General features: G+C 70.0%; 18 protein-coding genes. 15 read left to right on the top strand and 3 right to left on the bottom strand.

Annotated elements, in window-relative coordinates:
* Positions 1 to 139 precede the first annotated feature (139 nt).
* Positions 140 to 718, top strand: a complete 579-nt coding sequence (locus ACIHIX_RS34805; RefSeq protein WP_399963293.1) for a TetR/AcrR family transcriptional regulator — start codon at positions 140 to 142, stop codon at positions 716 to 718.
* Between the two features lie 727 nt (positions 719 to 1445).
* Here ACIHIX_RS34805 and ACIHIX_RS34800 read toward each other — a convergent pair.
* Positions 1446 to 2054, bottom strand: a complete 609-nt coding sequence (locus tag ACIHIX_RS34800) for a TetR/AcrR family transcriptional regulator (protein ID WP_399963291.1) — start codon at positions 2052 to 2054, stop codon at positions 1446 to 1448.
* 84 nt (positions 2055 to 2138) lie between these two features.
* Here ACIHIX_RS34800 and ACIHIX_RS34795 point away from each other — a divergent pair, with 84 nt between their 5' ends.
* From ACIHIX_RS34795 to ACIHIX_RS34780, 4 genes are all read left to right on the top strand, one after another.
* Entirely contained in the window at positions 2139 to 2657 is a 519-nt protein-coding gene (locus tag ACIHIX_RS34795) for a cupin domain-containing protein (RefSeq protein ID WP_399963288.1), read from the top strand.
* Positions 2658 to 2886: 229 nt separating this feature from the next.
* Complete coding sequence (locus tag ACIHIX_RS34790) at positions 2887 to 3015, top strand: hypothetical protein (RefSeq protein WP_399963286.1); 129 nt, start codon at positions 2887 to 2889, stop codon at positions 3013 to 3015.
* Between the two features lie 324 nt (positions 3016 to 3339).
* Positions 3340 to 3918, top strand: coding sequence for a dihydrofolate reductase family protein (locus tag ACIHIX_RS34785; RefSeq protein WP_399963283.1), 579 nt, complete (start codon positions 3340 to 3342; stop codon positions 3916 to 3918).
* Positions 3919 to 4079: 161 nt separating this feature from the next.
* Complete coding sequence (locus ACIHIX_RS34780; protein ID WP_399963281.1) at positions 4080 to 4202, top strand: hypothetical protein; 123 nt, start codon at positions 4080 to 4082, stop codon at positions 4200 to 4202.
* Between the two features lie 225 nt (positions 4203 to 4427).
* On the opposite strand, the gene ACIHIX_RS34775 is transcribed toward ACIHIX_RS34780, so the two are convergent.
* On the bottom strand, positions 4428 to 5165 hold the full coding sequence (locus ACIHIX_RS34775) for an SDR family NAD(P)-dependent oxidoreductase (RefSeq protein ID WP_399963280.1): 738 nt from the start codon (positions 5163 to 5165) through the stop codon (positions 4428 to 4430).
* An 84-nt stretch (positions 5166 to 5249) separates the two neighbouring features.
* Between ACIHIX_RS34775 and ACIHIX_RS34770 the strand changes: the two genes are divergently transcribed.
* Entirely contained in the window at positions 5250 to 5891 is a 642-nt protein-coding gene (locus tag ACIHIX_RS34770; RefSeq protein WP_399963278.1) for a TetR/AcrR family transcriptional regulator, read from the top strand.
* 707 nt (positions 5892 to 6598) lie between these two features.
* A complete protein-coding gene (locus ACIHIX_RS34765; protein ID WP_399963276.1) occupies positions 6599 to 7513 on the top strand; it encodes a helix-turn-helix transcriptional regulator in 915 nt (304 codons plus the stop codon).
* Positions 7514 to 7520: 7 nt separating this feature from the next.
* Here the strand turns inward: ACIHIX_RS34765 and ACIHIX_RS34760 are convergent, their stop codons facing one another.
* Positions 7521 to 8429: a helix-turn-helix transcriptional regulator gene (locus ACIHIX_RS34760; RefSeq protein ID WP_399963274.1), complete on the bottom strand. Its 909-nt coding sequence runs from the start codon at positions 8427 to 8429 to the stop codon at positions 7521 to 7523.
* Between the two features lie 168 nt (positions 8430 to 8597).
* Here ACIHIX_RS34760 and ACIHIX_RS34755 point away from each other — a divergent pair, with 168 nt between their 5' ends.
* The 8 genes from ACIHIX_RS34755 to ACIHIX_RS34720 all read left to right on the top strand — a co-directional run bounded on the left by ACIHIX_RS34755 (position 8598) and on the right by ACIHIX_RS34720 (position 17899).
* Entirely contained in the window at positions 8598 to 10046 is a 1449-nt protein-coding gene (locus ACIHIX_RS34755; protein WP_399963272.1) for an MFS transporter, read from the top strand.
* 44 nt (positions 10047 to 10090) lie between these two features.
* Positions 10091 to 10942: an aldo/keto reductase gene (locus ACIHIX_RS34750; protein WP_399963270.1), complete on the top strand. Its 852-nt coding sequence runs from the start codon at positions 10091 to 10093 to the stop codon at positions 10940 to 10942.
* 38 nt (positions 10943 to 10980) lie between these two features.
* Positions 10981 to 11967: an aldo/keto reductase gene (locus tag ACIHIX_RS34745; protein WP_399963268.1), complete on the top strand. Its 987-nt coding sequence runs from the start codon at positions 10981 to 10983 to the stop codon at positions 11965 to 11967.
* A gap of 99 nt (positions 11968 to 12066) precedes the next feature.
* Positions 12067 to 12687 (top strand): flavodoxin, encoded by a 621-nt coding sequence (locus tag ACIHIX_RS34740; protein WP_399963266.1) that lies wholly within the window; start codon positions 12067 to 12069, stop codon positions 12685 to 12687.
* A 236-nt stretch (positions 12688 to 12923) separates the two neighbouring features.
* Positions 12924 to 13565, top strand: a complete 642-nt coding sequence (locus ACIHIX_RS34735; RefSeq protein WP_399963264.1) for a 2Fe-2S iron-sulfur cluster-binding protein — start codon at positions 12924 to 12926, stop codon at positions 13563 to 13565.
* Positions 13566 to 13571: 6 nt separating this feature from the next.
* Positions 13572 to 14552 (top strand): FAD binding domain-containing protein, encoded by a 981-nt coding sequence (locus ACIHIX_RS34730; protein WP_399963262.1) that lies wholly within the window; start codon positions 13572 to 13574, stop codon positions 14550 to 14552.
* The gene (locus ACIHIX_RS34725) at positions 14549 to 16774 is read left to right on the top strand and encodes a xanthine dehydrogenase family protein molybdopterin-binding subunit (protein ID WP_399963458.1); all 2226 of its coding nucleotides are present in this window, start codon (positions 14549 to 14551) and stop codon (positions 16772 to 16774) included. The genes ACIHIX_RS34730 and ACIHIX_RS34725 overlap by 4 nt, the downstream gene beginning before the upstream one ends.
* Entirely contained in the window at positions 16775 to 17899 is a 1125-nt protein-coding gene (locus ACIHIX_RS34720; RefSeq protein WP_399963260.1) for an XdhC family protein, read from the top strand. It abuts the gene before it with no gap.
* The last annotated feature ends 541 nt before the right edge of the window (positions 17900 to 18440 follow it).

The raw sequence follows: 18440 nt of genomic DNA, 5'->3' as shown, positions 1-18440 counted from the left end.
CTCGCGCAGGCTGCCGCAGGAGTGGGGGCAGGGCTAAGATGGCAGAAACGGACAGCTGTCCGGTCTTCGGTAAACGTAACGGACAGCTGTCCGCTTAGCAAGGGCGGGTTTCGGCCCAGGGCCCGTGAGGAGTGCCCGCGTGCAGCACAACGACAACGCGCCCCTGCGCTCGGACGCGCAGCGCAACCGCGAGCGCATTCTCGATGTGGCCGTAGCGGAGCTGACGCGCCGCCCGGACGCGCCCCTGAGCGCCATCGCCAAGAAGGCGGGCGTCGGCCAGGGCACGTTCTACCGGAACTTCCCCAACCGCGAGGCCCTCATCCTGGAGATCTACCGCCACGAGATGCGGCAGGTAGCCGAAAACGCGACCCAGCTCCTTGAGCGACTGTCACCGCCGGAGGCACTGCGGACCTGGATGGACCGGCTGGCCGAGTTCGCCATGACCAAAGCGGGCCTGGCGGACGCGATCCGCCTGGCCACCAGCGCTCCCGGCGGCGCCGCCAAGCCCTCCCCCACTCCCGTCACCGACGCGGCCGACCTCCTTCTCCGCATGAACGAAGAAGCAGGCACCATCCGCCCCGGCGTCAGCTCCGACGACTTCATGCTCGCCATCGCCGGCCTGTGGCAGATGGCCCCCGCCGAGGACTGGCGCCCCCGAGCCACCCGCCTCCTCGACATCGTCATGGACGGCCTCCGGGTGGGCGCACCGCGCGGCTGACGGCAAGCCGCGGCCGACGCCATCGCGCCGGGGCAGACAGGAGTCACTCTGCGTCAGGAAACCGAGCCCGGTCACGTGAGCGCCGCGACGGAGACGGCTGGCTCGTCCCCCACCACAGCGGCGGCGACCGGCTCACCACGCCGACGGCCCTACGAGGATCCGCGCCCGGCTGCCCCGGCCGGCTCAGCTCGAGGAGTTCCTCGACGCGGATGCCGGTGTGCCGCAAGATGCTGCGCTCCTCACCCGGGGATGCGCGCCGGGTGCCCTTCGCATGCCAAAGCTGAAATGGCGTCCAACTCAACGGGTGGTCACACTGGTGGAGTTGACCGATGGCCTTCGGAGCGGCTCCTGGCGGGTGACGTCAGGACCGTGAGAAACGGACAGGCGGCCCATCAACGCAACCACCGCCGCTACGTGCCGCAGGCTGCCCACATTCGGTGCCCCAAAGCACCGACGGCCCGGCCCGGGCCTTCTCCAGGGCCTCCTCCATCTCGTCAAGCCCGCTCTACCACTGTCTCCAGCACCGCCAGCTGTTTTCCCATTGCTCACGGCAGACTCGCGGATCGGGGGCGAACGACGCCATCCATCGGCATCGCCGCCTCGGCCGTCGAATCGATCACAGAACTGCCTCTGCGAGGAATGCACTGGACACCCGTCCTACACCAAACGTTTCCGCAGGCCGAGGTTGCTCAAAAAGCGGGCAACGTACTCAGAGCGCCCTCTGATCTCAGGACTTGCTGCCGACCGCTACCGCCAAGGTGACCATGAACTCGACTGCCTCGCGGTCCCTGAGCCCTTGCTCCCGACACAGGGAACGCCACGTCGAGAACGCCACGGCATGGCCGATCACCGCCCGTAGGACCGGGGCATCGGCCTCCGGCCAGGCATTGGCCAGTACCTCGGCGTACTGCCTGGTCCTCTCCTCCCAGGCCTCGCGGACCGACTCGGGAACGGCGTGCTGGTCGCGGATGACCAGCGTCAGCATCTGCTCGCCCTCGCGATAGAAGCGGTACATGTCAGCGAGCCCGGCCGTCAGCCTCTCCAGGGGGTCCTCGATCGCTCCCCACTCCTCGGGCCGAGGCGGCCTCTGCCGGGACAGCCAGTGTCCGGAGCACGCCTCGAACAACGCCGTCTCATCGGGGAAATGCCGGTAGACGGTCAGCCGAGTGACCCCGGCGCGTGCGGCGATCGCCGAGATGCTCGTCCATGCCGGGCCCGCGGTCTCGTGAAGATGCACGGCGGCCTCGACGATGCGCTGCCGTGTCCGCTGCACATCCTCGGCACGTTTCTGCATCTCGTAGCCGCGCGATTTCGGCGAACGCTTCTGTTCACTCAATTCTTGACGCCCCGGGAGCCGCGACGGAGACTCTTTTTAAGAGAACACCAGCGTATCCCCAAAATACGCCGAGGAGTGATCGCCATGACAGAGACGCCGGCCCCTCCACTCACCATCGTCCCTCCAGGCGAGGGCGCCCAGGGCTTCCTCGGTTCCATCGGGGTCGCCTTCAAGCTGTGGGGTGCCGACACCGGTGGTGCCCTCTCGGTCGTCGAGCACCCGTTCCCAGTCGGGGCGTTGGTGCCCCCGCACCTGCACACCCGGGAGGACGAGTACTCCATCGTCACCGAGGGCGAGATCGGTTTCCGCTCCGGCGACCGTGAAACCGTCCTGGGGCCCGGCGGCTACATCACCAAGCCGCGTGGAGAACTGCACACGATGTGGAACGCGGGCCCCGTTCCGGCCCGCATGATCGAAATCATCAGTCCAGCCGGATTCGAGCACTGCTTCCGCGAGATAGCCGACCTCCTCGCCGACGGGCCGCCGCCGACCGACGACGCGGTCGAGGTGCTCGCAGCCAAGTACGGAGTCGAGTTCGGGCGGCCTGCCTGGCTGCCCGACGTCATCGCACGGTTCAACCTGACGCCACCGCCCGGCGTCTGACCGGGATCCGGCCCATCCGACCTGAGCCAAGAGCCCTCTCCCCCCTCGCTGTGCCGTAGGGCAGGGCCTCGTGCTGCGGTATGCGGAAAGGGGGCCCAATCGTTCGACCACGTCGCGGAGTTAGAGGGGGTTCCGGGGCCTGGCCTTGGCTGCCGCTGACCTGCGACGGTGTAATGGCGCTCGGACCCCAAGTTCTGTGCCCGCTTTGCGAGAGGCCCTGCGAACCGCCATGGAACGCCGCATCTTCCTGACCATCTACGGCGCCACCGTAACGACACTGGCCGCCAGCTGGGCCACCGGCACCGCAGGCCTCCAGGCCGTCCGCGAACAGGGGTCAGGCCACTGGGGTCTCGGGTGACGCACTGAGGGCTAGTCAAGACTTGTGGATCGGTGTGCCACGCTCTTCGTCGCCCGTCGCCCGTCGCCCGTCGCCTCGGCGTCTCGGCGTCTCGGCGTCTCGGCGTCTCGGCGTCTCGGCGTCTCGGCGTCTCGGCGTCTCGGCGTCTCGGCGTCTCGGCGTCTCGGCGTCTCGACGACCACTCTGGCCACGCCATCGCCCTGACCGTGGTCAAGCCCTGGGGCCGCGCCCGAGGGCCTGGTTCCAAAGTCCAGCGGCGATGAGTTTCGTCGTCGTTCCCGGTCTGTCTCGTCATCCTGATCAGCCGCGTTCGAGGAGAGCATCGTGACCGCTACCTACACCTTCGACGTCTTTTCCACCCTCGACGGCTACGGCGCCCACACCGGCAACTGGGGCGGCTACTGGGGCAAGCAAGGTCCCGAGTTTCTCAACCGGCGCCTCGCCTTGTACGACCAGGAGCAGCGGATGGTCTTCGGGGCCAACACGTATCGTGCGCACACACAGATGCTGGCCTCGGGCATTGAAGAGGCCGAGCTGAGTGACCCGTGGGTCACCCGGATGAGAAACCTGCCGGCAACGGTGGTGTCAACCACGCTGAAGGAGCCCCTCGACTGGCCGGACGCGACCGTCGTGAGCGGTGACCCTGTCGAGGTCGTCGCGCGGCTCAAGAAGGAATCCGCGGTGCCGTTGCGCTCGCACGGCAGTCTGTCGCTGAACCGGGCGCTGCTGGCCGCCGGTCTGGTCGACCGCGTCCAGGTGACGCTCTTCCCCGTGATCAACGGCGAGACGGGGGTAGACCGTGTCTTCCAGGGTGCGACCGACTTCGATCTTGAGCTGATCGAGAGCCGGACGCTCGACGGTCACACCCGAGAGCTCATCTACCGGCCTACCTTGCATGTCTGAGTCCACCCATGCTCCACCCCTCCAAGCAGCCGAACCCGACGCGGATGGTCTGAAGGATCCGCGTACCGACCGGTCGCATGGCCGCCCTGTCACGCAGCTTGCTGATCACCTCCACGAAGCGCGGGTCATCGGCTTGGCGGAAGCTGCCAAACAGGTGCCTAGTGGCGAGGTTCCAGTCCTGGAACATGCTCCTCGCCGTCGCTCGCCAGGTGACCAACACCGGGATCGCCGATGCGCTGCACATCAGCCTCAGCACGGGGTCACTACGCATCTGGCCCGCCTGATGGCCGAACTCAACGCCCGCAACCCGGTCGAGATCACGATGTGGGCCCACGAAACGCGCCGTACCCTCCCCGCCACCTGAGCCAGGTGCCGGGCCACGTCTCCCGAAGCACCGTCAGCGTTACCTCAGTCCGACGAGGTCTCTCCGGTCGCAGCCCACCGGAGAGACCCAGCGGTACCCCTCCGCCCCGTCGAGCAGGAACCGGATGCGCACCACCGACCGTCGTTCAGGCCCGGGTGTAGCCGCCGTCCGCGAAGAGTTCGGCGCCGGTGACGAACGACGAGGCGTCCGACGCCAGGAAGAGGGCGGCGTCGGCGATTTCCTCGGCGTCTGCCAGCCGCCCCAGAGGCACGACGGCCTCGGCGAACCGGTCGACCTCCGGTCCCGCGGCGCCCAGCAGGCCAGGGGTCCGCGTGGGTCCCGGGCTGAGCACGTTGACCCGGAATCGGCGCTCCCGCGACTGCCGGGCCCAGTTGTGCACGAGGTTGCTCACCGCCGCCTTCGATGCGCTGTAGACCTCGAGGTGTTCGTTGGGCCGCACGCTGTTGCTTGAGCCGATCACCAGGACGGAGGCGTGCTCCGCCAGCAGCGGAAGCGCTTTCTGGACGGTGAACAGTGGCCCCTTGACGTTGACGGCGAGCGTCAGGTCGACGTTCGCCTCGGTATGGGCGCCGAGCGCGGCGTCCGCGACGATTCCCGCGTTGGCCACCAGCACGTCGATGCGTCCGGCCTCCTCGCGGACTCGCGCGTAGAGCGCGTCCAGGTCGGCCAGGACCGAGACGTCGGATCGTACGCCGGTGGCCGCAGGGCCCAACTCCTTGACTGCGGCTTCGAGGCGGTCGATGTCCCGGCCGGTCACGAAGACCCTTGCGCTCTCTCGGACGAAGCGGTGGGCGATGGCCAGCCCGATTCCGCTGGTCCCTCCGGTGATCACGGCGACCTTCTCGTGCAGCACGCCTGGCATGTCGAACCCTCTCGGTTATGGAATGGATCGTCCATAACGTAGGCAGTAATGGACGATCGAGTCAAGAACGCATAGGCTGAGGCCATGCCGAGACCACGCGCCTTCGACGAAAGCCAAGTCCTGGAACGGGCCCGGGAGCAGTTCTGGGTGACCGGCTATGCGGGGACCCGGATGGACGACATCGCCCACGCGACCGGCCTGGGCAAGGGCAGCTTGTACGGCGCGTTCGGCGACAAGGCCAAGCTGTTCCACCGTGTCTTCGGCGACTGGTGCACCGCGGTCGTCGAGGTGGCAGAAGGGCAGCTGGCAGGCGGCCCGGACGCAGAGGCCCTGGCCCGGCTGTCGGGATATGTGCACCTGATGGCGGAGAACACCGCCTCCGACACCGAGCGCCGCGGGTGCCTGTTGGCCAAGGGCGCGGCGGAACTGGCCCAGCTCGATCCGACGGTCGCCGGGCGGTCGGCCGAGACCATGACGGCGCTGCTGACCCTGCTGCGGACGGAGATCAGCGCAGCCCAGCGCCATGGCGACATCGACAGTGCCGCGGACCCGGAGCGGCTGGCGGCACTGCTGCTTACGGTGGTCCGCGGTATCGAGGCGGTAGGCAAGGCCGGCCTGGACCCGGAGACGGTGCGGAACATCGCAGACACCGCACTGGCGGTCCTCCCCGTGACCGAACGACAGCAACGCCTCACAAACGGGCGCAGTCCGGCCCGCGAGAACTGACTTGATGCCATCGCGGCCACATGACCCGCCGGACACGGCCCAACTCACCGGACGCCTCGGCGCGTCTGAACTCGGCATGACCGGGTCGGGCGCTCCGCCGGCAGCGGTGAGCTCCAGCGCGAGCCGACACGTCCTGCGGTACGTGAGCCGACCTGTGACGCGCACGCGGCGGAGCCGGGCCTGACCGTGGTGGGGAGCGCGGCCGCCGACAAGACGTCAGCGGCTCGGCACCTGACCACCCCCCGGATGCACAACCGCCATGTGCGTACCCGGAAACGCCGCGGCCCCGGGCGGGGTAGCGCTCGGGACCGTGTACGCGGGTTGTGGAAGTGAAGGGCGGTCGCCTACGCGGCGATAGGCTCTGCAGGGCTTCAGCCGAACGATCGTCCCTGCAGGCCAATAGGTGACGCCCGGGGACACTGTCCCCTTCACAACCACGCCCGCCCGCAGGATGCCGCACCGCCCAGGGCCAGACGGCCGCCGACCCTGCCGCGGTCGGCGGGGCTGCTCATCCCGTGGCGCCGGGCTGTGGCTTTGGTGACGACGAGGACACTTCCCCCTGCACCGCGGCGCACGGCAGCATGACAAACCCCGGAGGCAAAGGTCTCGTCCTCGAAGACCGCCGTGCCAGGTATCCGCGTTCAGGGGCATGACACGACCCCCCACACACCTACCGGCCGGTCACCTGCGTGCGCACACTCGAAGACATGACACCTGAGCAATCCGCCGACGGGGGCACCGAGCTGGGCAGCTTCCTGCGCGCCCGCCGGCTCAGGACCGCCTCCGCCGGGGCCGGTCTCACGGTCGGCCCGGGACTGCGCCGGACCCCCGGACTGCGCCGCGAGGAGCTGGCCACCCTCGCCGGTATCAGCATCGACTACTACGTCCGTCTGGAACGCGGCAAGGAAACCCGCCCCAGCCCCTCCGTGCTCGACGCCCTCGCCCGCGCCCTGCACCTCGACGACGCCGAGCACCAGCACCTGCGCGAACTCGCCGCACGGGCCGCCAGGTATGTCGCCGAACCCGCGCCGCCGCCCAGCCGTGCCGTGCGCCCGCACCTGAAGCTGATCCTGGAGAGCCTTCGCCCCAGCCCGGCCTACATCGTCAGCCGTACCGACGATCTGCTCGCGGCCAACCCCGGTGGGCTGCGACTGCTGCCCGGGATCGAGGAGTGGCCGTTCAAGCAGCGCAACATCGCCCGCTACCTGTTCCTTCACCCTGCCGCCCGCGACCTCTTCCCCGACTGGGCCGCCCAGGCAGCGGGCTGCGTCGCTCGCCTGCGCGCGCTCGCCGGCACCGACCCCGACGCACCCGACCTCACCAGGCTGGCCGGTGAACTCCTTCTCAAGAGCGCGGAGTTCGCCCGCCTGTGGGAGCGCTACGACATCAAGGGCCACGCCTACGGCCGCAACACGTTCCACCACCCCGAGGTCGGAGATCTCACCCTCGGCCACCAGTCCATGCACGTGGAGGGCACGCCGGGCCACCGGCTTCTCATGTACTACGCCGAGCCGGGCACTCCTGGCGACGACTCCCTCGTGCTGCTCGACATGCTCGGTGCGCAGCCGAGGCCGCACGAGCGGGCTTCGTCCTCGGACGAAGCCGGCTCGCCGTCGACCTGATCGTTCGTCAGGACCGGTTGCGGTGTTGCTGCTCCGCGTTCGTGTCGAGCTGTCCGGCGGGTTCCGGTGCGGTCCTGTCGAGCAGGAGCACGGCGTCGTGGTCGGGGCTGCCGGGTTCGGCGGTGTAGACGCTCAGGCGTTGGCCGGGGGTGCCTTCGAGGTGCATGCTCTGACCGCTGAGGGTGAGGACGCCAGCCTCGGGGTGGTGGAAGGTCTTCTGGACGCTCTTGCGCCCGACGACGTCGTAGCGCTCCCACAGCTTGGCGAAGTCGGGGCTCTTGAGCAGGAGTTCACCCACCAGGTCGGTGAGATCGGGGGCGTCCGGAGCAGTCCCGGCCACGGCGCGGAGCCGGGCGACACAGCCGCGGACCAGGTTGTCCCAGTCGGGGAAGAGACCGCGGGCCTCGGGGTGCAGGAACAGGTAGCGGGCCAGGTTGCGCTGGGGGGCGGGCCAGTCGGCCAGACCCGCGTACAGGGCGAGGCCGCCGGGGTTCCAGGCGAGCAGGTCCATGCTGCGGCTGACGATGTAGGCCGGGCTGGGGCGAAGGCTCTCCAGGATCAGCTTCAGGTGCGGGCGCACGGCACGGCTGGGCGGAGGCGCGGGTTCGGCGACATACCTGGCGGCCCGTGCGGCGAGTTCGCGCAGGTGCTGGTGCTCGGCGTCGTCGAGGTGCAGGGCGCGGGCGAGGGCGTCGAGCACGGAGGGGCTGGGGCGGGTTTCCTTGCCGCGTTCCAGACGGACGTAGTAGTCGATGCTGATACCGGCGAGGGTGGCCAGCTCCTCGCGGCGCAGTCCGGGGGTCCGGCGCAGACCGGGCCCTACGGTCAGGCCTACCAGCTCGGGGCTCGTCTGGGTGCGACGCGCGCGCAGGAACCGGCCCAGTTCGATGTCGGCGCTGCTCTGCTCGGATGCCATAGCGCCAGTGTCACACCGCGCTGACCTGCGTGGCAGATGCGTGGGGGGCCCTGTCACACCCCTGAACGTCAGTGCCTGGCAGATCTCGGTCTGCCACCGGCGCCGGAAAAGCGCGAGGGTCGATCGCAGACAGCACACCCCCGCCATTCCAGTGCAGGAGATCCTCCCTTGTCCACGTCCGCCTCCCCCGCATCGCTCCGAGTCGACGGGGCCGGTCCGCCACCGCGGAGCACGTCCAGCGCTCGCGCGGCGCTGGCCGCCGTACTGCTCGGCTTCTTCACGATCATGGTCGACGCGATGATCGTGAACGTGGCCCTGCCCTCGATCGGACGCGGTTTCGACAGCGGGATGACCGGGCTGCAGTGGGTGGTCGACGGCTACACCCTGGCCTTCGCCGCATTCCTGCTGTCCGCCGGCGCGGTCAGTGACCGCATCGGGTCGCGTCAGGCGTTCGCCTGCGGCCTGGGCCTGTTCGTGGCGGCGTCCGCGGGCTGCGCGCTGGCACCGAACCTGGGCGTCCTGGTGGCGGCACGGCTGGTACAGGGAGCCGGGGCCGCGCTCGTCGTCCCGTCCTCCCTCTCGCTGCTGCGCGAGACCTTCCCCGACCCGGCGGCCCGGGCCAAGGCGATCGCCCTGTGGGGTGTCGGCGGCTCCGTCGGCGCCGCGGCCGGGCCCGTGGCGGGCGGACTGCTCACCCTCCTCGACTGGCGGATGATCTTCTTCGTCAACCTGCCCGTCGGCGCGGTGGCCCTGGCGCTCCTCAAGCGCGTCCCGCGCTCCCCGCGCCAGGAGGTGCCCTTCGACTGGACCGGCCAGGTGGCCGCCGTCGCCGCCATGGGCGCGCTGACCTACGCGGTCATCGAGACCGGTGCCGACGGGTTCGGTGCCGTAGGGGTCCTGGTCGCCTTCACCGTGGCGATCGTGGCGGCCGTCATCTATCTGACCGCCCAGGCCCGCGGACGGCATCCGATGACGCCGCTGTCCCTGCTGCGCTCGCGCACGCTGTCGCTCTCGGTCGCCATCGGGTTCGCCCTGAACGTCGCCTTCTACGGAATGATCTTCCTGCTGGGGCTCTACCTCCAGCAGGTGCACGGGCTGAGTGCCCTCGCCACCGGCGTGGCCTTCCTGCCGATGACCGTGCTCACCTCCTTCATGGGCCCCGTCGCCGCCCGCCTGGCCACCCGGTTCGGTGCGCGGATGCCGGTCATCACCGGCCAGTGCCTGATCGCCGCGGGCCTGCTGGCCATGGTGGCCCTGCCCACCGGCGCACCGGTCTGGCTGACGATCGTGCTGATGGTGCCGGTCGGCGCCGGCGGTGCCATGGCGGTGACCGCGCTGGTGTCGCTGCTGCTGGAGCGAGTGCCCGCCGAGCGGGCCGGTGTCGCCAGTGGTGTGCTGAACGCAGCACGTCAGCTCGGCGGAGCCCTGGCCGTCGCGGTCTTCGGCGCGCTGGTCGCCGACCGGACCGGGTTCGTCTCCGGTCTGCACACCAGCCTCCTCATCGCCGCGGCAACCGTGGCGGCGAGCGTCGTGGCCACCGTGCTGCTGCGCACCCCAGTCCCTTCTCAGTCTCCGGCCCTCGCCGTCGAAACGGACTCCCGTCCACTCGGACGCTGACCGGTCCCCCGTCCCACCCCGTCCCGCACAGAAAGAACCTCCCCATGCAGAACGTCACCCTCAACAACGGCGTCGAGATGCCGATCCTCGGCTTCGGCGTGTTCCAGATCCCGCTGGAGGAGACCGAGCAGGCCGTCACCGACGCCCTCGCCGCCGGCTACCGGCTGCTCGACACCGCCGCCTCGTACGGCAACGAGGAAGCCATCGGCCGCGCCATCAAGGCCAGTGGCATCCCGCGCGACGAACTGTTCGTCACCACCAAGCTGTACGTCCAGGACGCGCCCGCCGAGGAGAACACCAAGCGCGCCTTCGAGACCTCGCTGAACAAGCTGAGCCTGGACCACGTCGACCTGTATCTGATGCACCAGCCCTACGGTGACGTGTACGGCCAGTGGCGTGCCATGGAGGCGCTGAACCAGGAAGGCCGGGCCAAGGCGATCGGCGTCGCCAACTTCTACCCCGACCGTCTCCTCGACCTCATCATCAACAACGAGGTCACCCCCGCTATCAACCAGATCGAGACCCACCCGTTCTTCCAGCGCACCGAATACCAGGAGCTGATGCGCGAGCACGGGGTGCAGATCCAGTCCTGGGGCGGCTTCGCCGAGGGCAAGAACGACCTCTTCACCAACCCGGTCCTCAGCGAGATCGGCAAGCAGCACGACAAGTCCGTGGCCCAGGTCGTACTGCGCTGGCTGACCCAGCGCGGCGTGATCGCGATCCCCAAGTCGGTGCGCCCCGAGCGCATGGCGGAGAACCTCGACGTCTTCGACTTCGAGCTCACCGACGACCAGATGGCGGCCATCGCCACCCTGGAAACCGGCCAGACGCTGTTCTTCGACCACCACGACCCGGCCATGGTCAATTGGCTCAGCGCCCGGCGCCTGGAGGCCTGAGCCCCGCAAGACGTCCGCACCTCACGAGGAGAAGAACCTTGATCACCCGCACTCTCGGCAAGGACGGCCCGAAGGTCTCCGCGATCGGCCTGGGCTGCATGGGACTCAGCCACGGCTACGGCCCGGCGGTCGACGACAAGGACGGGATCGCCCTCATCCGCGCCGCCGTCGACCAGGGCGTCACCTTCTTCGACACCGCTCAGGTCTACGGCCCGTTCACCAACGAAGAGCTCGTCGGGCAGGCCCTGGCACCGGTACGCGACGACGTCGTCATCGCCACCAAGTTCGGCTTCTCCTACGACGGCTCCCGGTCCACCGGTCTGGACAGCCGCCCCGAGCACATCCGGGCCACGGTGGAGGACTCGCTGCGCCGGCTGGGCGTGGACAGCATCGACCTGCTCTACCAGCACCGTGTCGACCCCGACGTACCGATCGAGGACGCCGCGGGCGCGGTGAAGGACCTCATCGAGGCGGGCAAGGTCAAGCACTTCGGCCTGTCCGAGGCCGGGGTGGACGTCATCCGCCGCGCCCACGCCGTACAGCCGGTCACGGCCCTGCAGAGCGAGTACTCCCTGTGGTGGCGCGAGCCCGAGGAGCGGATCCTGCCCACGCTGATCGAACTCGGCATCGGCTTCGTCCCCTTCAGCCCGCTGGGCAAGGGGTTCCTCACCGGTGCGATCGCCAGCACCACGTCCTTCGGCGACTCCGACCTGCGAGGCAGCCTTCCGCGGTTCACCGAGGAGGCCCGCGAGGCCAACCAGGCCCTCGTCGACCTGCTGTCGGCCGTAGCCGCCCGCAACGGCACCACCAACGCCCAGATCGCGCTGGCCTGGCTGCTGGCCCAGCACCCCTGGATCGTGCCGATCCCCGGCACCACGAAGATCCACCGTCTGCGGGAGAACACGGGCGCGCTGGACATCGAGCTCGCCCCAAAGGACCTGGCGGAGATCACCGAGGCGGCCGCCCGCATCGACGTCAGCGGCGACCGCTACCCGGAGCACATGCAGCGATGGATCAACCGCTGAACCCACCCGCGGGGCACCGCGGCCCCCGGCACGGCCAACCCGCCACGCCGGGGGCGCCGCACGCTCCTTCGTGGCGTCCTTGTGGGAGGAGCAACCGTCATGACCGGCATCCAGATCACCGGCTGTTCCCCGTCGAGGCCGCGCGACACGGCCCCGGGAGCCGCGGAGCGCCCCGCCGCCACGGCCTCGCCCGGGAGCCGGGTCCTGCTGGCCTACTTCTCCCGGCCGGGCGAGAACTACTCCTACGGCGGGCGTACGAACCTCAAGACCGGGAACACCGAAGTCCTCGCCCGGATGATCGGCGGGCACATCGAGTGCGACATGCACCGCATCGAAGCCGCCGACCCCTACTCCGACGACTATGACGCCACGGTCGCCCGCAACGTCCGCGAACAGGACACCGATGCCCGGCCGGCCATCGCCAACCCCCCGGCCTCGATCGACGGTTACGACGTGGTGATGCTGGCCAGCCCCATCTGGAACGTCCGGGCACCCATGATCATGTCGGCCTTCGCCGAACGGTACGACTTCAGCGCGAAGACGGTTCACCCGGTCACCACGCATGCGATGAGCGGACTGGGCACCACCGAACGCGACTACGCGGCCTCCTGCCCAGGCGCGACCCTCGGTGAAGGAGTCGCGGTGCGCGGCGAGGAAGTCCGGGATGCCGATGCCGAAGTCCGGTCATGGCTGCGGCGTATCGGCCTGCTCCAGAACTGACGCCGTCTCTCGAACGCGACAGTTTGACAGTCCCGTGCCCGGTGCGACAGGCGGGAGAGGGGCCCTGTCACACCCTGGCTGCTCATTACCTGGCACAACCCGCCCTGCCACAGGGCCCGTTGGCCCACCAGGCTGGGGTCGTCACCGCAAGGCCATGAGGGACGACGGTGGAACTCCGTCGTGGGCTCACACCGATCAGCGAGTCCCCCCGCCGTCCCTGAGTCGAGAGAGTGAGCATGTCCACCGAGACTTCCCAGCCAGCCGCGTCTCCCCCCACCCAGCCCCCGTCCGAGCCGTCGCGCCGTACCTTCATCGCCACCACCTCCGCGGCCGGCGGTGTCATCGCGACAGGCGGCCTGATCGCGGGCGCCTCGCTGATCGGCCCCGAGGAGGCCACCGCCGCCGAGACCTCGCCCTCCAGCCGGGTCTCCCTGACCGTCAACGGCGAGCGCCACACCATCACTGTCGACAACCGCACCTCGCTGCTCGACCTGCTGCGCGAGCACCTCGGTCTGACCGGCTCCAAGAAGGGCTGCAACGCGGGAGCCTGCGGGGCGTGCACGGTTCTGGTCGACGGCCGGCGCGTCAACTCCTGTCTGACGCTGGCAATCCGGCTGGAAGGTGCCGAGGTCACCACCGTCGATGGCTTGACCAGAGGAGATCAACTGCACCCCCTGCAACAGGCGTTCATCGATCAGGACGCTTTCCAGTGCGGCTACTGCACCCCCGGCCAGATCGTCTCCGGCGTGGGCTGCATCAAGGAAGGCCACACCGGTTCCCCGGAGGAGATCCGGGAGTGGATGAGCGGCAACATCTGCCGCTGCGGCTGCTATGTCAAGATCGTGCGCGCGGTCGAACAAGCCACGGGCCGGAAGTGAGTGGCCATGTATCCCTTCTCTTTCACCAAGGCACCCAGCACGCGTGCGGCAGTTGAGGCCGGCCGGCGCGGCGGCCGTTACATCGCGGGCGGGACCACCCTGGTCGACCTGATGCGCGAGACCGTCGAACGCCCGGACACCCTCGTCGACATCAGCGCACTGCCGCTGGACGAGGTCACCGTCACCGAGCGGGGCGGGCTGCGGATCGGCGCACTGGTGACCATGAGCGAGGCCGCCGCCCACCGCAAGGTGCGCACCCTGTATCCGGTCGTCTCGCAGGCCCTGGAGCTGAGTGCGTCCGCGCAGCTGCGGAACATGGCCACCATCGGCGGCAACATCATGCAGCGCACCCGCTGCACGTACTTCCGCGATGTGACCGCCACCTGCAACAAGCGCGAGCCGGGCTCGGGCTGTGCCGCGCGGGAGGGCGTCAACCGCAGCCACGCGATCCTGGGCACCTCCGACGACTGCGTGGCCACCCATCCCTCCGACGTGGCCGTCGCCTTCGCCGCATTGGAGGCACAAGTGCAGCTGCTCGGCCCGGACGGGGAACGTGCCGTCCCCATCGCCGACTTCCTGCTGCGGCCCGGCACCACGCCACAGCGCGAACAAGCCCTCAAACGAGGCGAGTTGATTACCGCAGTGGAGATCCCCGCCCATCCACGCCCGCTCAAGTCCGGCTACCTGAAGGTGCGCGACCGGCAGTCCTACGAGTTCGCCCTCACCTCCGCCGCTGTCGCCCTGCACATCCGTGGCGGCATGATCCGCGAGGCGCTGGTGGCGGCCGGCGGTGTGGGCACCGTGCCGTGGAAACTGCCCACGGTCGAACGAGCCCTGATCGGCGAACGCCCTTCGGAGCGCCTGTGGGCCCGAGCCTCGGCGTCGGCCGCGGACGGGGCCCAGCCGCTCGAACACAACCGGTTCAAGGTCGAGTTGCTCAAACGGACCGTCGAACGCCAGCTGCGCATCGTAGGAGACAGCCGCTGAGCCCCCAACCGCAGGCAGCCGTCGGCGCCCCGCTCTCCCGCGTGGACGGGCGCCTGAAGGTCACCGGCCAGGCCAAGTACGCCGCCGACCACGAGCCGTCAGGGTCCCAGGGCGTCGCGCACGCGGTCGTGGTCGACAGCAGTATCGGCCGGGGCCTTGTCACCGGCATCGACACCCGCGCCGCCGAAGCCCAGCCCGGCGTCCTGAAGGTGCTCCACCACCGCAACGCCCCCAAGCTGCCCTACGGGCCCAACCCCGGCTCGCTCAACCTGCCGGGCGAGCGACTGCGCGTCTTCCAGGACGGCCAAGTCCGCTTCCACGGCCAGCCGGTCGCCGTCGTCGTGGCCACCACCCTGGAGACCGCCCAGCACGCGGCAAGCCTGGTGAAGATCGACTACGACGCCGAACAGCCCCACACCGACCTGGCCGAGGCCGCGGCGGCGGGCGAACCCCGCACCTACACACGCGGCGACGCCGAAGCGGCCCTGCGCGACGCGCCCGTACGCCTGGAGATGACGTACCGCCCCGCCCGCAACCACCACAACGCGATGGAACCCCACGCCACTGTCGCCCAATGGGACGGCGACAAGCTCGCCCTGTGGGACAAGACCCAGTGGGTGCAGAGCCCGCGCGACGAACTCGCCGCCAACTTCGGCATCCCGGCGGAGAACATCCGCGTCATCTCGCCCTTCGTCGGCGGCGCGTTCGGCAACGCCGCCCGGGCCTGGCCGCACATCACCATCGCGGCCCTCGCCGCCCGCGAGACGGGCCGCCCGGTCAAGCTCGTCCTGACCCGCAGGCAGCTGTACTTCGGGGTCGGCTACCGGCCGTCGTACGAGTACAAAGTGCGCCTGGGCAGCGACCTGCGCGGGCGGCTGACCGCGATGACCCACGACGTGCGCGCCGAGACGTCCAGCTACGAGACGTTCACCGAGCGCGGCGTCATCATGCCCGGGCAGATGCTCTACACCACCCCCAACGTGGCCCAGACGCACCGGACCGTGCCGCTGGACGTCAACACCCCGACCCCGATGCGCGGCCCGGGCTACTCCACCGCCGCCTTCCCCCTCGAAAGCGCAATGGACGAACTCGCGGCAAAGCTCGGCATCGACCCCATCGAGCTTCGCCTGCGCAACGAACCCGACAACGACCAGTCCAGCGGGCGGCCCTTCTCCACCCGGCGGCTGCGTGAGTGCTACACCGTCGGCGCCCGCGAGTTCGGCTGGAGCCGCCGCAACCCGAAGCCCCGCTCGACCCGGGACGGCGACTGGCTGATCGGCACCGGCATGGCCACCGCCCTCTACGACACCCTGCGCTTACCCGGCCAGGCCTCGGTACGGCTGGACGCCGACGGCACCGCCCTGGTCGAGTCATCCACCAGCGACATGGGCCCCGGCACCTACACGTCCATGACACAGGTCGCCGCCGACGCCCTCGGCCTCGCCGTCCACAACGTCACCTTCCGGCTCGGCGACACGAACATGCCCACCGCGCCGCTCCACGGCGGCTCGCTGACCATGGCCAGCGTCGGCTCCGCCGTCCAGGACGGCTGCGACAAGCTGCGCCGGCAGGCGATCGAACTCGCCCTCGGCGACTCACGATCACCCTTGTACGGCGCCGCCGCCGACGACGTGGTGGTGCGCGCAGGCCGACTGCACCTCACGGACAACCCCGCGCGCGGGGAGACGTACCGGCAGCTCCTCACCCGCAACAACCGCGCGTACCTGGAGGCGATGGGCACCTGGAGCCCAAGCCAGTCACGGTCGTCCATGTACGCGTACGGCGCGGTGTTCGCCGAGGTCGCCGTCGACGCCCGCCTCGGACTGGTCCGGGTGCGGCGGATGCTCGGTGTCTTCGACGCGGGCCGGATCATCAGCCCGAAGCTGGCCGACAGCCAGGCCCTCGGCGCCATGACCGGCGGGATCGGCGCGGCCCTGCTGGAACACACGATCACCGATCACCGCGACGGCCGGATCGTCAACGCCAACCTCGCCGACTACCTCGTCCCGGTCAACGCCGACGTCCCCGACCTCAAAGCGATCTACGTCGACGGCCGTGACGACGAGGCGGACCCGCTCGGCGTCAAGGGCCTCGGGGAGGTCGTCCTGGTGGGGGTGGCACCCGCGATCGCCAACGCCGTCTTCCACGCCACGGGCCGACGGGTGCGCGAGCTGCCCATCACCGCCGAGTCCCTGCTCTCAACCGTCCCGGAGAGCCCGTAAATGCTGAACATCGCGGACACGCTGCACGACTGGTGCCGCGCGGCCCGTCCCTTCGCCCTCGCCACCGTCGTCCAGGTCAGCGGCAGCGCGCCGCTGCCCGTCGGCACCGCACTGGCGGTGGACGGCGACGGCAACGTGGTCGGCAGCGTGTCCGGCGGATGTGTGGAGGCGGCCGTCTACGAGCTGTGCCAAGAAGTACTCAAGGGCGACGCGCCGCCGACCCGGGCCCGCTTCGGCTACTCCGACGACGACGCCTTCGCCGTAGGCCTGACCTGCGGTGGCGAACTGGACGTCCTGGTGCAGCGGATCGACCCGGCCGACCAGCCCCACCTCACGGCCGCCCTCGGCGAGGTGACGTCCGGCCGGCCCGTCGCCGTGGCCCAGATCGTCGACGGACCCGAAGGACTCCTGGGTCGCACCCTGAGCGTCTCCGGCGACGGCAGCACCGAGGCCGGAGCAGGCGGTGGAGAGGAGTGGGAGGCTGTGGCGGCGGCGCAGGCGGGCGCCCTGCTGCGCGCGGGCCGTACGGGTCGGGTCGAGGTCGGCGGCGACGCGGCCACGTGCCCGGAGAGGCTGTCCGTCCTCGTCCACACCCACGCGTCCCGGCCCCGGATGCTGATCTTCGGCGCCGTCGACTTCGCCGGCGCGCTCAGCGAGATCGGCCGGTTCCTCGGCTACCGGGTCACGGTGTGCGACGCCCGCCCCGTCTTCGCGACCGCCGCGCGCTTCCCCCACGCCGACGAGGTCGTGGCCGACTGGCCGCACCGCTACCTCGCCGCCACGGAAGTGGACGCCCGCACCGCCGTCTGCGTCCTGACCCACGACGCCAAGTTCGACGTCCCCCTGCTGCGCCTGGCACTCGGCCTGCCCGTGGGCTACGTGGGCGCGATGGGCTCACGCCGCACCCACACGCAGCGTCTGGAACTCCTGCGGACGGCCGCGGTCCCGGAGGAGCACCTCGCCCGGCTGCACTCCCCGATCGGCCTGGACCTCGGCGCGCACACTCCCGAAGAGACAGCTCTCTCCATCGCGGCGGAGATCACCGCCCACACCCACGGGGGCTCGGGGGCGCCCTTGTCGTGGAGCACAGGGCCCATCCATCGCCGGCAGTCAGCGGCTAGGTGATCATCGCCGCCAGTCCGGCCGGCGGGTGCGGGCCCCGGTCCAGCGCTGGGTGCTGTAGGGCGCCTGGTCGCAGAGGTGGGCTTGGCCGGCGCCGGGGACGAGGATCATCAGCAAGGGGCGGGGCGAGATCTCCTCGATCTGAACGAAGGGGAAGGAGTGGAGTCGGACATTCCCGGCAGGCTCGCGAATGTGAGGACGCCCGGGCAGTTCGGGTGCACTCCTCGCTCGGTGATGGAGGAGGCAAAGAGGTCGGCGCCCAGTGCGGCCGTCTTCCGCCCAGCTGGCGGCCTCCGCCGATCTCGTCGGTCTCGTTGTCGAGACCTCCCGGCGCACGCGTCCCCCGGTCCCGATCCACCAGCGGGTGGGTGCTCAGGAAGTCGACGCCTGCGTGGAAGTCCTCCACGCGGATGGCGGGGCTCTCCATGAAGCGCGGTTCACCGGTGCTGTCGCCGAAGCGCGGGGCGTCGAAGCAGAGGGTGATCCAGCCCTGCTCGGCGAGGAGTTGGGCGGCCGGGCCAGAGGCCTGCACCTCGGGCTGGGG

The sequence above is a fragment of the Streptomyces sp. NPDC051913 genome (assembly GCF_044593635.1).
Taxonomy (GTDB): domain Bacteria; phylum Actinomycetota; class Actinomycetes; order Streptomycetales; family Streptomycetaceae; genus Streptomyces.
This window is presented reverse-complemented; position numbering and strand designations above follow the sequence as displayed.